The organism is Mycobacterium sp. URHB0044, assembly GCF_000620625.1.
Lineage (GTDB): Bacteria > Actinomycetota > Actinomycetes > Mycobacteriales > Mycobacteriaceae > Mycobacterium.
On record NZ_JIAW01000005.1, the window covers coordinates 254,207 to 268,365 of the forward strand.

The window sequence follows — 14,159 nt, forward strand, 5'->3', positions numbered from 1 at the left end:
GAACACGTTCTAGTTTTTGGTCGATCAGCCCGACGCGCCGACCAGGACCCGGTCGTCTTCCCAGCCGCGTTGCACGAGCATCCGGTGCGCGATGCGCTCGAACGCGGCCTCGACCTGGTCGCGGTCGGGCCTGCCCTGGAATTCGGGCGAGCGGGCCAGCTTGTCGACGAGCTTGCCGACGATCGCGGCGGATACGGCGTCGACCTGCTTCATCCCGGCCTGCGTGAGCCACAACCTGTCGTCGGTGCGCAGCGCGTAGCCGAGCGTCACGAGGTCGTCGAAGGTGGGCTCGAGCACCTCGCACGGCACGCGAAGCCGCTCACCGATCTCGGAAAGGGTGGCCGAGCCGAACACCTGGTTCTGGCGGTAGATCTGGATGAGCGCCCACAGCTTGGCGATGTCCAGCTCGCACCCGGGCCTGCCTGCGAGGCTGCGCAACCGGATGTCCGGGGAGTCGCGGAACATCCGGCCAACGGCGACCTCGAGGATCTTGTCGGACGACTCGGTGCTGGGCATGCCGAAGCCCTCGCCGAGATCGGTGGCCGAGACCGCATCCATCTGCCGCAGCGGTACCTCCTTGAGGAACAGCGCGACGACGAAGCCGACGAGGGCGACGGGCACGGCGCACAGGAACACCGTGCCGAGCGATTCGGCATACGCGTTGACGATCGGCGCGGCCATCGCCGGTGACAGCTGGTGCAGCGCCTGTGGCGATTCCGCGGCGCGCGGCGGGGCACCGCTCGCCAGCAGTGCGGGGCCTATGCGGTCGGCGAGGAAGTTGGTGAACAGTGAGCCGAAGATGGCTGCGCCGAACGAACTTCCGATGGTGCGGAAGAACGTGACACCGGATGTGGCGACGCCAAGGTCGGTGAAGCTCGAGGTGTTCTGCACGGTCAGCACCAGCACCTGCATGCACAGGCCGATGCCGGTACCGAGGACGAACAGGAACAGCGACTGCTGCCACGTCGGCGTCGCGGCATCCATCCGCGACAGCAGCAGGAATCCCAGCGCCATGATCGCGGTACCCGCGACCGGGAAGATCTTGTAGCGCCCGGTGCGGCCGACGAGGATGCCGCTGCCCATGGAGGTGATCAGCAGGCCCGCCACCATCGGCAGGATGCGCAGGCCGGATTCGGTCGCCGACACGCCGTCGACGAACTGCATGAACGTGGGCATGAAGGTCAGGGCCCCCAGCATCGCGAACCCAACGATGAACGCGAGGATGCAGCACACCGTGAACACGGGGCTGGCGAACAGCCGCATCGGCAGGATCGGCTCGGCGGTGCGCCTTTCCACGAGGACGAAGGCCGCCAGGGCGATGGCGGATCCCAGGAACAGGCCGATGATGGTCGGCGAACCCCAGGCGTATTCGCCCCCGCCCCAACTCGTCGCGAGTGTGAGGCCGGACGCGCCGAGGCCGACGAGCACGATGCCTGCGTAGTCGATGGCGGGTCGGGCCGTGCTCTTGGCCAGCGCGGGGATGGCCGCCACGCCGACGGCGAGTACGACGAGCGCGACGGGCACGTTGATCCAGAACGCCCATCGCCACGTCAGGTGATCGGTGAAGAAGCCGCCGAGCAGCGGGCCGATGACGGTCGTCACGCCGAACACCGCGCCCAACGCGCCCTGGTAGCGGCCGCGTTCGCGCAGCGGGATTACCTCGCCGATCACGGCCATCGCGGTCACCATGATGGCGCCGCCGCCGATGCCCTGCAGGGCCCGCGCGGCGACCAGCATGGTCATCGAACCGGCGAGGCCGCACAGCACCGAACCGGCGAGGAAGAACAGCACCGAGGCCTGGAAGACGACCTTCCGGCCGAACAGGTCACCGAGCTTGCCGACGACCGCGGTCACGATCGTGGACGCCAAGAGGTAGCTCGTCACCACCCAGGACTGGTGGCCCGCGCCGCCCAGGTCGGACACCACGGTCGGCAGTGCGGTGGCCACGATGGTTTGGTCAAGGGCTGCCAGCAGCATGCCGAGCAGGACGGCCAGGAAGATGAAGTTGCGCCGTTGTGGCGTGATCATCGCGCTCGCGGACCCAGGATCCGCGGTGACTTGTTCCATTGAATCGGTCATGCCCACCTCTCGTCATGGTCGGGCGTACCCAAACGCCACAGACCATATCGTTAGATAGGCTATTAATATTACGGACCGCGACGGTGGTCCTGGTCACGCGACCGGTCGTCGACGGGAAGTACCTATTGCGGCGGACGGGACACGCACTGCGCCGAGTACAACGCCTCGCCCAGCTTGTCCATCAGCTCCAGTTGCGTCTCGAGGTAGTCGACGTGCTTCTCTTCGTCGGCGATGATCATCTCGAAGAGGTTCGCGGTAGTGCTGTCTTCCTTCTCGCGGCAGAACACGATCGCCGGCTTCAGCCGCCCCAGCACCTCGTACTCGATGGCGAGATCGGCCTCGAATTGCTCGCGCAGCGTCTGCCCGACGCGCAGCGAGAACAGCCGCTGGTAATTCGGCAGCCCGTCGAGAATCAGAATTCTGTCCGTGATCGCCTCGGCGTGGCGCATCTCGTCAAATGACTCGGCGCGGGTGTGATTGGCCAATTCGGTGAAGCCCCAATTGTCCTGCATCTTGGAATGCAGGAAATACTGGTTGATGGCTGTGAGTTCACTTGTCAATTGCTCGTTGAGCAACTTGAGAACCTCGGGATCGCCTTGCATGTCGCTCCTCTAACACCGGGGGCTGGTCGAGTGTCACTGGCTGTCGAACGTCCCTCAACCTAGTGCAACGCAACGACGGGAGCGACCGATTGCCACCGGTTTTCGGCGTGTCCGAACCAAGTCGAACGTGAGCCGCACCCGCACTGGCCACGCGGGATGGACTGGCTGCCCTAAGTAAGGTTAGACTGCGCTAACCAGTTGGCAGCGCTGCTCCGATCCCGTCGGCGCACTCGATTTCTAGGTGGACTCCATGGGCGAGTACAAGTTGCACTCGCTCATTCTGGCGGCCGATTACCGGGTCGATGACGTCGACCGAATGTGGTCTTCGATCAAGGCGCGCCAATCGCATTTGAGCGAAATCGCCGCACATCATGTCGTGGTCTACGAATCCATTTGGGAACCCGGCCGCGTCCTCGTCACCGTTGGGGTTCGTCATCCGAATTCGGTGCGCGAGGTGTTGCGGTCGCCCGCCATCTTCGAATTGTTCGACGTCTCCGGAGTCGACGACATTCCCGCGATGTTCGCCGGTGAAGTGGTCGAGAAGATCGATCTCTACGAGCCGACCCCCGACGACGTCGTCGCCGGAGTGATCGTCGGTGTGGTGACCGCCGTCGAAGACGTCCCGATGTTGATGGAGAAGGTGCACGGGGCCGTCGATCGGTTCAAGCAATCCGGCGTCCGCAAGACGTGGGTCTACCAGGCGTTCGACGACGGCCACGAAGTGATGATCCTGCAGGAGATCGACGACGAGGCCAGCGCCAGGCGGTGGATCGATCACCCGGATGCCGCCGCGGAATGGATGTCGGTCGGCGGCCTCCATGACCTCGGCGCCTATCCCACGCTGTTCGTCGGGAAGTTCGTTCACATGATGGCCGTCGACGAGCGGGTGGGCTGATGTTCGTCTGTCTGTGCACGGGGGTCACCAGTCAGGTGGTCACCGAACTCGTCGCGGAAGGTGCAGCCACCTCCAAGGACATCGCCGATGCGTGTGGCGCCGGCGCCGATTGCGGTCGCTGCCGCCGAACGGTCCGGGCCATCATCGCCGCGTCCGTCGTGCAGAGCTGCCCGCAACACGCGACCCGCTGAGTCAGTCCGAGCCGCCGCGGCGGTCCGCGAACTCGGCGAGGGCGTCGGCGTTGGCCGCGGCGCCCATCAACTCTTCGAACTGCGCGTACTCGCGGGCCAGTGCGGCGCTGATGTCGGCCCGCGTCGGTTCGACGATCGTCTGCTTCACCGCCATCAGGCTCGAAATCGGCCGGGAGGCAAGCACTTCGGCGTATCGCGTGGCCTCCGGCAAGAGGTCGTCCGGTGCGCACACCCTCCAGACCAGTCCCATCCGTAGCGCCTCGTCCGCATCGATCCACTCGGACGACATCAGAATCCATGCCGCGTTCTGTCGGCCGACGAGGTGCGGCAGCAGGTAGGACGACGCCGCTTCGGGCGCGACACCCAAGCTGGTGAACGGGCACTTCAGCCTTGCCGTCGAGGCCATGAACACGAGATCGGCGTAACCGAGGATGGTGGCACCGATGCCGACGCCGAGGCCGTTGAGCGCCAGGATCAACGGCTTTCGCAGATTGGTGAGCGCCTCGATCATGCCGGGGAAGCCGAACTCCCCCGCCTGGAAGTCCGGATCGGTGATGCGCGCCTGCATCTCGACCAGGTCGTTGCCCGCCGAGAACGCCCGACCCGCCCCGGTCAGTACCACGACGGCGACCGTCGGGTCGTCGTCGGCGGCGCGCAGGGCGACCGTGGTGGCGTCGTAGAGGGCCTCGTTGAACGCGTTGAGCGCCTCGGGACGGTTGAGGGTGAGGGTGCGAACGCCGTTCGCATCATCGATCTGCACGAGCACGCGTGCAGCGTATGCGTCAGCCGTTCGCCTACGTGCGCGTGGGTGCGACCAACGGGACCGCCCGGCCCCGCAGTGCCGTCACGGCAACTCGGCGGCGAACGGTGACCGGAGAACGTAGCGACTGGTGGGCACCGTGTCCACGTTCTGATTGGCGCCGAATGCCGCCGTGCTGGCGACCATCCGATTCATCCGGTCGCTCAGGTCGGCGTCGTCGGCTGCTCCGAAGAACGCGTGCAGGTCACTGGTCGCCTCGATGGGGAACAACTCCTCCACGATGGCGGCGATGTCCGGTGCGCCCGGCGTAAGCGCCCTGACCACCGCGTTCTGTGCGTAGCCGAACGTCGACTGCGTTTCGATGGCGACCGGCGTGTGGTCGATGTGCCAACGGGCGAACCAGGTTTCGGCGTCCAGATCGGCGGGGCGGCGCAGCAGCGCGACGTTGGCCAGCCCCTCCGTGCGCTCCCCCGGACCGGTTGCAGGCGCGGGCAATGGCACCGACTCGGTCACCAGGTAGGCGGCGAGCGCGTCGCATTCACCGGCAAGGCGCGCCAGCGCGCCACTGATCACAGGGCCGTAACTCTGCTGGGTCCAGATGCTGACGAGAGCCACCACCGGCGGATCCAGCGTCGTCAACGTCATCAAGGAGTCCCGCACGGCGCTGTCGCGGACGTTGACGCTCAGACCCGCGGCGCCAAGGGCGAGCAGGTCCTCGGCGACCGTCGTGCGCATCGTCGTGCACCATGCGTCGTCGGGCACGTCGCGCCGCAACGTGATGATCACCTTTTCCACGCCACGAACGTACCGCCGGGCGCAATGCCCACCACCGTCGAGCCGGCGAGTGAGAATGAACGTGTGATCAAGGGCCTGGCCATCCGGCCGACGATGCCCGACATGGGTGGCGTCGTCCGCGGACTACTCGGCGTGTTGCTCGTCGCGGGCGCCGGGCTGCACTGGGGCGGCCCGAGCACCGCCACTGCCGCCGCCGGCGCCGCCGCCATCGCGGGTGCCACCGCCCTGCAGGACAGCCCGCGCGGCCGGATCCCGCTGGTGATCGCGGTGTCGGCGGCGATGGGCGTCACCGTGCTCCTGGCGTCGACGTTCTCGTCCTACGACGTCGCGTTCACCGGGGTGGTGGTCCTGTGGTGCCTCGTGGCGGGAATGGCGTGGGCCGTCAGCGCGAACGCCGGACTCATCGCCGCGGCAGCGAGCGCACTGCTCGTCACGCTGCCGCCGACCGAGCCCACGTGGTCGGGCACCGTCACTGCCAGTGCCCTCGCCGTGGCAGGCGGTCTGATTCAGGCAGTCCTCGTCGCGATCTGGCCGCGGCGCCGTTGGCAGGTCCAGCGGGACGGGCTGGCGCGCGCTTACCGCTCACTGGCCGCGGACGCCCGTCGCCTGGCCGACGATCCACACGGAACGGTCGATCAGGAGCCCCTGCTGTGGCTGCGCGAGGCGTTCACGCTGACGGACGCACAGGCCCGTCGACGCCCGCTGGCCTACCGGGCGTGGTACGGGCTGCCGGAACGGATTTCGGTCACCGTGACGGCGATCGCAGGCAAGTCGATGGGTGACGACGTCGGCTCCCGCGTGTTGGCGGCCGCGTCCGACGTGCTGACCATGGTCGCCGATCCCGATCGGGCCCTCCGTCGGGCAGCCGGGGACGCCATGAGCCGCTTCGAGGATGTCGCTGCGACCGCAGATGGCCCGGAAAGAGCTCTGGTACAGCGGCTTTCGGATCAGCTGCGCGAGGCCGTCACGCTGCGCTTCGGCGACGCCGCACCGCAGGCGGCCGACCTGATACAGCTGCGGCGCCGGGGTTTGCCTGGCCGGCTCGGGTCGGTGGTCTCGTCGGTCCGCAGCCACCTCGCGTGGAGCTCGCCGGTGCTGCGGCACGCCGTTCGCCTCGCCTCGGCCACCGGCATCGCGGTCGCGGTCGCGCGGTTCGCCGAAGTCCCCCACGGCTATTGGATCCCGCTGACCGTCGTCATGGTGCTGCGCCCAGAGACCGCCCATACGTACACCCGATGCGTCGGACGGGTCGCCGGAAACGTCGCAGGCATCGTGGTGGCGTCGGCAGTGATCGTGGTGTTGCATCCCGCCGGGGCCGCCGCAGTGGTGCTCGCGGTGCTGTTCCTGGGGGTGGCCTACGCCGTTGCCGGGTTCGGATACCTGGCGCTGAGTGCGGCGTTGGCCGCGGCCATCGTGTTCCTCATGGACGTCGGTGGCTCCGCAGGGGCAGCAGCGCTCGGCGACCGGTTGTTGGCCACCGTGATCGGCGGGGGCATCGCGGTGCTCGCCCACGTCGTGCTGCCCGACGACGCATTGGTTCGGCTGAGGCAGCGCGCGGGCGAACTGCTCAAGACGGAGACCGACTACGCCGCAACGGTGATCAAGGCGTTCGTGCACCGGTTGGACGATCCGGCCGAGGCGCTGTCGTTGGCCTGGGAACGTGCCTTCCGGGCGCGTGCCGCATTCGAGGCAGCGGCGGGCGCCACCTGGTCACTGGATCGCGCGTTCCGGCGCTGGCTGCGGTCCTACCGCAACGCGCTCAACGCGGTGACCGGCGCCTGCGCGTCGCTCGAGGCGAGCCTGCCGGGTCAGCCGCCGTCGGCGCTGAGCCGGGACTTCGTCGTCGCGGTCGACTCGTACGTGGAGGCCTTGTGTGGCGACCCTGCAACCCCCGGTTCGCCGTGGCGCGTCGACGTGGCCAAGCTGACCGAGGCCGCCCAGCGGGTCCGTACCGAGCTGCCCGGCTCCGACGACGCGACGGCGCGTGTTCTCGTCACCGAAATCGCCACCATCACGAGTCAACTCGTCAAGGTCTCCACCGAAGCCGAACAATCCGTGGCGCCGAGTTGACGGCTGCTCAGTCCCTGGCCCAGCGCGGTTGGATGAACACGCCCTGAGCCTCGACGGTGACGCCCTCGTCGTCGGCGAGGTGGCCGACGGCGAAGGTCTTGACCCCCTCGGTGCGGTCGATCCTGGCTTCGGCGTGCAGGGCTCCGAGCCGCGTGGTGCGCAGGTAGCGCAGCGTGATGGTGCCGGTCAGTCGTGGCCGTTCGGAAGTGCTCGCCGCCTCGCCGAGGACGTGGTCGAGGATCAGCGCCGCGACACCGCCGTGCACGTGGCCGGGAGGCCCCTCGTAGGCCGCGCCCAGATGAAAGTCGCCGAATACGCTGCCATCTCGCGCGTGCTGCACCACGATGGGCGGCGCGGTGGGGTTCCGCAAGCCGATGACCGCGTTGCCCCACGGCATCTGATCTCCGTCGGGGCTGAACCGAACGCCGAACGACCCGTCGAGCTGCGTGGCGCGTAGCCGCGCGGTCGCCGCGTCGATTTCCGCCTTCGCCGCGGCCACCGATTCGGCATCGACCTCGGTGCGGATGGTCGCGTCGATCAGTTCCCGGACGGATTGGGTGAGCGGCTCGTAGATCGCCCGAAGCCGCGCGACCTCCTCGGAGGTGAGGTTCTCGACGGTGAAGTCCAGCATCTTCGAACTAGAACACGTTCTAGGGCAGGTGTCGAATCACCCGACAGCCCGCCGGCCCGTCGCTGATGCGAATCCCAGCCAGGTGTGTCGATTTCCGGCCCAGCACCAGCCGATCTTCGGCGCGTCCCTGTGGTCCGGGCCGTCGTCGGGCTTGCGCTTGCGGGATCCCGTCGTCATGAAACAGCGTCCCCGCTCAAGCGTTTCGGGCCGCTGCAGCAGCCAATGCAGTCCCTCGGTCAACGTCAGCGGCGTTCGGCCCTCGGCCGCGATGGCCGGACCATCCGGCGATTCGGTGCACGCCGAGTTCGACGAGACGATTCGCCTGTTCAGGCACGGTTGGCAGGGCTGACGTCACGGTGACCACGAGCCGGCAACGAAGCGTGCCCGACGGAAAGTTCCTACGATCGTCGACAATCGGCAAGATTCTGACGAGGAAAGGGCGATCTGCCATGGCCGCGGCCAGGCTGGACGGACACGAGCTGCCCGCGACACTCGCCGACGTCGCCGCGCACCGGATCCGCGCCGCGATCTTGAGCGGAGCCCTCAAGCCGGGCGACAAGATCGTCGAGGAACAGCTGTGCGCGGACCTCGGCATCAGTCGGGCGCCGCTGCGGGAAGCGTTGCGCCTTCTCGGCCAGCAGGGGCTGGTCGAGCACCTTCCTCGCCGCGGTTCCCGGGTCACCGAGTGGTCGGCGTCGGACATCCTGCAGCTCTTCGCACTGCGTCACGTGCTGGAACGGCACGCCATCGAGATGGCGCTGCCGCTGGCGGACCCCGCGGCGGCACTCCAGCCGGTGCGCGCGGCTCTCGATCGAATGCGCGAGCCCACAGACGAACTGGACCGTGACGACGCCCATCGGATGTTCCACGCCGCAGTGGTCGAACTGGCCGGCAACCGTCAGCTCGACATCGCGCTGGAACCCATCCTCCTCAAGCTTCAACTCCCGATGGCGATGAACCTGCGCGAGGAGGCGCGCCACCACCGGGCCGACGACGGCATCGCCCGGCACCAGGCGATCCTCTCGGCGTTGGAGAGCAACGATGCGCGCACGGTGATCACCGCGCTCGAGGATCACGGCCATCTGCACTACCTGGGGCTCGAATCGAGCGCCCAATCGGGTCTCAGTGGGGATGTCGCTGGAGATCGCTAACACGATCGACACACAGCCGTTCCGAAACCGCCATGATTCTGTCGACAATCGACAGATATGGCATATGACGCGCATGGTCCGTCGATCGGGCCATCGGTGGCCGAGATCCTCGACTCGCACGCCGCGGGCACCGGCTCCCCGACCAAGACCGCACTGCGCGTAGCCGACGCCATCGCCGCCCGCGGTGACGACGGGACGTGGCTGTCGACGGTGCCGCGCGACGAACTGCTGGCTGCCGCCGCCGCGATCGAGAACCGACCGGGCGCGCGGACGCTGCCCCTCTACGGCGTGCCGTTCGGGGTGAAGGACAGCATCGACGTCGAGGGAGTGCCGACGACGTTGTCCTGCCCCGGCTACGCCTACGTGCCCTCGATCAGCGCGCCCGTGGTCCGTCGGCTGCTCGAGGCAGGTGCCCTCTACGTCGGAAAGACCAACCTCGACCAGTTCGCCACCGGTCTGAACGGCACCAGGACCCCGCACACCATTCCGCGCAGCGTGTACGGCGGCGACATGATCTCTGGCGGATCGAGTTCGGGCTCGGCGCTCGCGGTGGCGCTGGGGCAGGTGCCGTTCGCGGTGGCCACCGATACCGCGGGCTCCGGTCGTGTGCCCGCCGCACTGAACGGCGTCGTCGGGTTCAAGCCGTCGCGCGGTCTCATCAGCACCGTCGGTTTGGTACCGGCGTGCAAGTCGCTGGACTGCGTCACCGTGATGGCCGGTTGCATCGACGACGTGGACCGGGTGTTCGACGTGATGGTCGCCCGCGATGACGACGACGCATGGTCGCGCGACGGAGGGCCCCGCTACGACGGCTCGCCCATCCGCGTCGGACTCCCGCCGGTCGACGAGCTCGAATTCTTCGGCGACGCCGAGATGCGCAGCGCCCACCTCGGATTCCGTGAGCAGCTCGGCCGCCAGGCCACCGTCGTCGAGGTGTCCCTCGAGCCGTTCCTGGCCGCCGGGGCGCTGCTCTACCAGGGTCCGTGGGTCGCCGAACGGCTCGTCGAGTTCGGCGACTTTCTGGCTCAGCATCCGGAGTCGATCCACCCGGTGGTGCGGGACATTCTGCGCAGCGGCGAAAAGTACACGGCCGTCGATGCTTTCGCGGCGCTGCAACGACTGCAGGAACTCAAGGCACAAGTCGGCAGGCTGTGGCAGACCATGGACGTGCTCGTGGTGCCGACCATCGGCACGACCTTCACCGTCGAGGAAGTGCTCGCCAGGCCCATCGAGTGCAACACGATGCTGGGCCACTACACCCACTTCGGCAACCTGCTCGACCTGAACGGTGTCGCCGTCCCCCTCGGCGTCGCCGCCGACGGCAGGCCGTTCAGCGCGATGCTGCTGGGAGCCGCCCTGCACGACGAAACCGTGCTGCAGCTCGCCGCCCAGATCCTCGACGAACCGCGCGCCGCGCGGGCCGCCACCGCGTCTCCTGCCCCGCTCGCCCTGCCGCACACCTCCGAGGAGTCCGTATGAGCCCATCCATCGACGTGCCTGCCGAGCCGTCGGCATTCTCCCTCGTGGCGGGGAAGACCGCGCTGATCGTGATCGACATGCAGCGAGACTTCCTGTTGCCCGGCGGTTTCGGTTCGAGTCTCGGCAACGACGTCGATCAACTCCTCAAGGTCGTTCCGCCGTTGGCTGCGCTGATCGGCGCCGCCCGCGATGCCGGGATCATGGTGATCCACACACGGGAGGGCCACGAGCCGGACCTCTCCGACTGTCCGCCGGCCAAGCTGACGCGCGGCGCACCGTCGAAGCGCATCGGCGACCCGGGGAAGTACGGCCGGATCCTGATCCGCGGCGAGTACGGCCACGACATCGTCGACGAACTGGCGCCGATCGACGGCGAATTGGTGATCGACAAGCCGGGCAAGGGCGCGTTCTACGCCACCGAACTGCAGGACGTCCTCGTCGCTGCGGGCATCACGCAACTCCTCGTCACGGGTGTCACCACCGAGGTGTGCGTGCACACCACCACCAGGGAGGCGAACGACCGGGGCTACGAATGCCTGGTCGTATCAGACTGCGTCGGTTCATATTTCCCCGACTTTCAGCGGATCGGCCTCGAGATGATCAAGGCGCAGGGCGGCATCTTCGGATGGGTTGCCGACAGTACGGCCGTGATCGCGGCACTTCCCCAACTCGCCACTACTCCCCTTTCCCAGGTCTGAGAGGACTCGCCATGTCTGCCGAAGTCACCGATCCGCCCGCCCCTCCCCCAGTAGCCGCACCGCCACTGTCCATTCCGTGGTGGACGCGCGGGGACACCAACGCGTTCTTCGGCCTTGGCTTCAACATCTTGGTCAACGTCCTGACGTTGACCGGGTTGATGATCGGTGTCATCTCCGTGCCCGCGGGCGATGTGCTCGGCACGGTGCTGCCCGCGCTCGGCGTGGCGCTGATCCTTGGCAACCTCTACTACACGTTCCTGGCGCGGCGGCTGGCGCGACGCGAAAACCGCACCGACGTCACGGCTTTGCCGTACGGCCCCAGCGTCCCGCACATGTTCATCGTCGTGTTCGTGGTCATGCTGCCGGTGTACCTGAACACCAAGGACCCGATGCAGGCGTGGCAGGCCGGGTTGGCGTGGGCGTTCATGATCGGCATCATCGTGATGATCGGTGCGTTCGTCGGACCGTACATCCGCAAGCTGACGCCGCGCGCCGCGATGCTCGGCACCCTGGCAGGCATCTCGATCACGTTCATCTCGATGCGTCCCGCCGCGCAGATGTGGGAGGCGGCCTGGATCGGCCTGCCCGTGCTGGCGATCATCCTCATCGGGTTCTTCACCAACATGAAGCTGCCGTTCGGCATTCCGGTCGGGCTCGCGGCGCTGCTCGTCGGCACCGCGATCGGCTGGATCGGCGGCTACATGTCGGCACCCGATGTGGGACAGGCGATTTCGGACATCGCCCTCGGCGTCCCGGACCTGCGAATCGACATGTTGTTCTCGGGTCTTGCGCATCTGGCACCGCTCCTCGGCACCGCGATACCGCTTGGCGTCTACAACTTCACCGAGGCGATGAGCAACGTGGAGAGCGCCGCCGCGGCCGGTGACAACTACAACCTGCGCAGCGTGCTGCTCGCCGACGGCGCAGGCGCGTGCATCGGCTCGGCATTCGGATCACCGTTCCCGCCCGCCGTCTACATCGGCCATCCCGGTTGGAAGGACGCCGGTGGCCGCGCCGGCTACTCGCTGGCCAGCGGCGTCGTCATCGGATTGTTCTGCTTCGTCGGGCTTTTCGGTGTGCTCGACGCGCTACTGCCCGTGCCGGCGATCGTGCCGATCCTGCTGTACATCGGACTGCTGATCGGCGCACAGGCCTTCCAGGCCGTGCCGCGCCTGCATGCCGTCGCGGTCGTGGCGGCGCTGCTGCCCAACCTTGCGCAGTGGGCGAGCGGGCTGGTCGACAATGCGTTGAACGCGGCCGGAACATCGGCAGGCGCAGTCGGATTGGACAAGCTCAACGGGGCAGGCGTCGTCTACGAGGGCCTGCAGACGCTCGGTGAGGGCGCCGTGCTGGTCGGCCTCATCCTCGGCACCATGGTCGCCTTCATCCTCGAGAAGAAGTTCCTCTACGCGGCGATCGCCTCGGCGGTGGGCGCGGTGCTGTCGTTCATCGGACTGATCCACGCGCCGGAAGTGGCGTGGGCGGCCAACCCGCAGGTGGCCCTCGGCTACCTCTTCTTCGGGATCGTCTGCCTGGCTTACTCGTTCCTGCCCGGCGCCAAGGATCCCGTCGAGGTCGACGAAGCGGACGTGGTCGCCGGCCACTAGGGAACTCTCCCTGCGCGAGCAGACATAAATGTGCCCAAAAGTCGTGCATTTTAGGGACATTCACGTCTGCTCGCCGGGGAGATGGCTACTCGTCGGACGTAATCAACTTCCGCGGGCCGGTCGGCAATCGCCAGTGAAAGGCCATCGCCGCCAGGCGGACTAGCGTCGCTAGCGCGCTACCGACCGCTACGCCGAGCCATTGCGGTCCGAAGTAGTCGATCGCGACGTAGGTCGCCGCGCCCAACATCGCCGGGATGGCGTACAGATCGTCGGGGCCCATGACGAGAGGCACTTCGCGGGCGACGACGTCACGCAGCATCCCACCGGCGATGGCCGAGAGCATGCCGACGAGGGCCGCCGCGAACCAGCTGGCGCCCTCGTCGACGGCAATGGCCGCGCCGGAGGTCGCGAAGAACCCCATCCCGATCGCGTCGAGAATCAGCACCGCGGTGTTCATTCTGATGATGACGTGGGCGAACGGGGTCGCGATGACGACGGCGATCACCGCGATCGTGATGTTGGGCCAGTGCTCGACCGAGTACGCAGGCCGGTCGAGCAGCAGATCGCGCAAGATGCCTCCACCGGTACCGGTGAGCACCCCCAGAACCACGATGCCGAACAGATCGAAGCCCTTGCGGACACCGACGGTCGCGCCCGCGGCGGCGAACACCGCGATACCGACGTAATTGAGAATTGTCTGCAGCACGCCTGCACGTTAGGTGCCCGGCGACCGCCGTGCGCAGGAAAGCTAGTCCCGGATGAACGGGACGTCCGTGGCGGGAGCCAGCACGACGTACATCCGCCGCCACGGATCGTCGCCCTGCAACTGCCACTGGTGGCCCGTGCCCTCGGTGTCCTCGGCAAGCAGGACGTCGCCGGGGTGCAGCGTGAACTCCTCGCCGTCGCGTGTCGAGAACCGCAGCGTGCCCGTGAGCGTCACGACCAGTTGGCGGACCGGCGCCGTATGCCACGCCAGGGTGCCGCCGCCTTTCGTCTCCTCGACGGTCACGTGAGCAGCCGCCATGGTGGGCGACACCAGGTCCGCGTTGCGGCCGGGGCTCGTCTCGAGTCGGCCGATCTCGACGTGCGACGCGCCGTCCTGACCGGTCCACAACCGGACGCAACGAATCATGCCCGTCACGGTAACCGCCTCCAGAGAGGTGGCCGTCACACCTCGCCAGACGGGTGGTTTAGATTACCT

Annotated in this window: 14 protein-coding genes and 1 pseudogene; 7 read left to right on the top strand and 8 right to left on the bottom strand. The window is 67.5% G+C overall.

Going from position 1 to position 14,159, the window contains the following annotated elements; genetic code table 11:
• Nucleotides 1–24: 24 nt before the first annotated feature.
• Both N536_RS0112885 and bfr read right to left on the bottom strand, forming a co-directional pair.
• A complete protein-coding gene (locus N536_RS0112885) occupies nt 25–2,079 on the bottom strand; it encodes an MDR family MFS transporter (protein ID WP_029113971.1) in 2,055 nt (684 codons plus the stop codon).
• Nucleotides 2,080–2,201: 122 nt separating this feature from the next.
• On the bottom strand, nt 2,202–2,681 hold the full coding sequence (bfr, locus tag N536_RS0112890) for a bacterioferritin (RefSeq protein WP_029113972.1): 480 nt from the start codon (nt 2,679–2,681) through the stop codon (nt 2,202–2,204).
• Nucleotides 2,682–2,931: 250 nt separating this feature from the next.
• On the opposite strand from bfr, the gene N536_RS0112895 reads away from it, so the two are divergent.
• Both N536_RS0112895 and N536_RS0112900 read left to right on the top strand, forming a co-directional pair.
• A complete protein-coding gene (locus N536_RS0112895) occupies nt 2,932–3,576 on the top strand; it encodes a hypothetical protein (protein WP_029113973.1) in 645 nt (214 codons plus the stop codon).
• Complete coding sequence (locus N536_RS0112900; protein WP_029113974.1) at nt 3,576–3,767, top strand: bacterioferritin-associated ferredoxin; 192 nt, start codon at nt 3,576–3,578, stop codon at nt 3,765–3,767. The genes N536_RS0112895 and N536_RS0112900 overlap by 1 nt, the downstream gene beginning before the upstream one ends.
• Nucleotide 3,768: 1 nt before the next feature.
• Here the strand turns inward: N536_RS0112900 and N536_RS0112905 are convergent, their stop codons facing one another.
• Together N536_RS0112905 and N536_RS0112910 are read right to left on the bottom strand one after the other, a co-directional pair.
• Complete coding sequence (locus N536_RS0112905; RefSeq protein WP_029113975.1) at nt 3,769–4,533, bottom strand: enoyl-CoA hydratase/isomerase family protein; 765 nt, start codon at nt 4,531–4,533, stop codon at nt 3,769–3,771.
• A 78-nt stretch (nt 4,534–4,611) separates the two neighbouring features.
• Nucleotides 4,612–5,322 carry an EthD domain-containing protein gene (locus N536_RS0112910; protein WP_029113976.1) on the bottom strand — a complete coding sequence of 237 codons (711 nt, stop codon included), beginning with the start codon at nt 5,320–5,322 and terminating at the stop codon, nt 4,612–4,614.
• 24 nt (nt 5,323–5,346) lie between these two features.
• On the opposite strand from N536_RS0112910, the gene N536_RS38335 reads away from it, so the two are divergent.
• Complete coding sequence (locus N536_RS38335) at nt 5,347–7,392, top strand: FUSC family protein (protein ID WP_051574460.1); 2,046 nt, start codon at nt 5,347–5,349, stop codon at nt 7,390–7,392.
• Between the two features lie 7 nt (nt 7,393–7,399).
• Here N536_RS38335 and N536_RS0112920 read toward each other — a convergent pair whose 3' ends face one another.
• Complete coding sequence (locus N536_RS0112920; RefSeq protein ID WP_029113977.1) at nt 7,400–8,023, bottom strand: PaaI family thioesterase; 624 nt, start codon at nt 8,021–8,023, stop codon at nt 7,400–7,402.
• 36 nt (nt 8,024–8,059) lie between these two features.
• Nucleotides 8,060–8,311: pseudogene (locus N536_RS42995) on the bottom strand (DUF5701 family protein); the annotation flags it as partial.
• Between the two features lie 161 nt (nt 8,312–8,472).
• Here N536_RS42995 and N536_RS38340 point away from each other — a divergent pair.
• From N536_RS38340 to N536_RS0112945, 4 genes are read left to right on the top strand one after another with little or no spacing between them, the layout of a single operon-like run.
• Nucleotides 8,473–9,174, top strand: a complete 702-nt coding sequence (locus tag N536_RS38340) for a GntR family transcriptional regulator (protein ID WP_036436157.1) — start codon at nt 8,473–8,475, stop codon at nt 9,172–9,174.
• A gap of 57 nt (nt 9,175–9,231) precedes the next feature.
• A complete protein-coding gene (locus N536_RS0112935; protein ID WP_029113979.1) occupies nt 9,232–10,653 on the top strand; it encodes an allophanate hydrolase in 1,422 nt (473 codons plus the stop codon).
• Nucleotides 10,650–11,351, top strand: coding sequence for a cysteine hydrolase family protein (locus N536_RS0112940; RefSeq protein WP_029113980.1), 702 nt, complete (start codon nt 10,650–10,652; stop codon nt 11,349–11,351). Before N536_RS0112935 ends, N536_RS0112940 begins: the two co-directional genes overlap by 4 nt.
• A gap of 11 nt (nt 11,352–11,362) precedes the next feature.
• Entirely contained in the window at nt 11,363–12,958 is a 1,596-nt protein-coding gene (locus N536_RS0112945) for a hypothetical protein (RefSeq protein WP_029113981.1), read from the top strand.
• A gap of 85 nt (nt 12,959–13,043) precedes the next feature.
• Here the strand turns inward: N536_RS0112945 and N536_RS0112950 are convergent, their stop codons facing one another.
• Together N536_RS0112950 and N536_RS0112955 are read right to left on the bottom strand one after the other, a co-directional pair.
• The gene (locus tag N536_RS0112950; protein WP_029113982.1) at nt 13,044–13,664 is read right to left on the bottom strand and encodes a trimeric intracellular cation channel family protein; all 621 of its coding nucleotides are present in this window, start codon (nt 13,662–13,664) and stop codon (nt 13,044–13,046) included.
• Between the two features lie 42 nt (nt 13,665–13,706).
• Nucleotides 13,707–14,090: a cupin domain-containing protein gene (locus N536_RS0112955; protein WP_029113983.1), complete on the bottom strand. Its 384-nt coding sequence runs from the start codon at nt 14,088–14,090 to the stop codon at nt 13,707–13,709.
• Nucleotides 14,091–14,159: the final 69 nt, after the last annotated feature.

What these genes read in the sequence shown, in the direction of transcription:
- N536_RS0112885 (WP_029113971.1), bottom strand. Translation starts at nt 2,079, where the DNA reads ATGACCGATTCAATGGAACAAGTCACCGCGGATCCTGGGTCCGCGAGC.
- N536_RS0112920 (WP_029113977.1), bottom strand. Translation starts at nt 8,023, where the DNA reads ATGCTGGACTTCACCGTCGAGAACCTCACCTCCGAGGAGGTCGCGCGG.
- N536_RS0112940 (WP_029113980.1), top strand. Translation starts at nt 10,650, where the DNA reads ATGAGCCCATCCATCGACGTGCCTGCCGAGCCGTCGGCATTCTCCCTC.
- N536_RS38340 (WP_036436157.1), top strand. Translation starts at nt 8,473, where the DNA reads ATGGCCGCGGCCAGGCTGGACGGACACGAGCTGCCCGCGACACTCGCC.
- bfr (WP_029113972.1), bottom strand. Translation starts at nt 2,681, where the DNA reads ATGCAAGGCGATCCCGAGGTTCTCAAGTTGCTCAACGAGCAATTGACA.
- N536_RS0112900 (WP_029113974.1), top strand. Translation starts at nt 3,576, where the DNA reads ATGTTCGTCTGTCTGTGCACGGGGGTCACCAGTCAGGTGGTCACCGAA.
- N536_RS0112955 (WP_029113983.1), bottom strand. Translation starts at nt 14,090, where the DNA reads ATGATTCGTTGCGTCCGGTTGTGGACCGGTCAGGACGGCGCGTCGCAC.
- N536_RS0112895 (WP_029113973.1), top strand. Translation starts at nt 2,932, where the DNA reads ATGGGCGAGTACAAGTTGCACTCGCTCATTCTGGCGGCCGATTACCGG.
- N536_RS0112945 (WP_029113981.1), top strand. Translation starts at nt 11,363, where the DNA reads ATGTCTGCCGAAGTCACCGATCCGCCCGCCCCTCCCCCAGTAGCCGCA.
- N536_RS38335 (WP_051574460.1), top strand. Translation starts at nt 5,347, where the DNA reads ATGCCCACCACCGTCGAGCCGGCGAGTGAGAATGAACGTGTGATCAAG.
- N536_RS0112935 (WP_029113979.1), top strand. Translation starts at nt 9,232, where the DNA reads ATGGCATATGACGCGCATGGTCCGTCGATCGGGCCATCGGTGGCCGAG.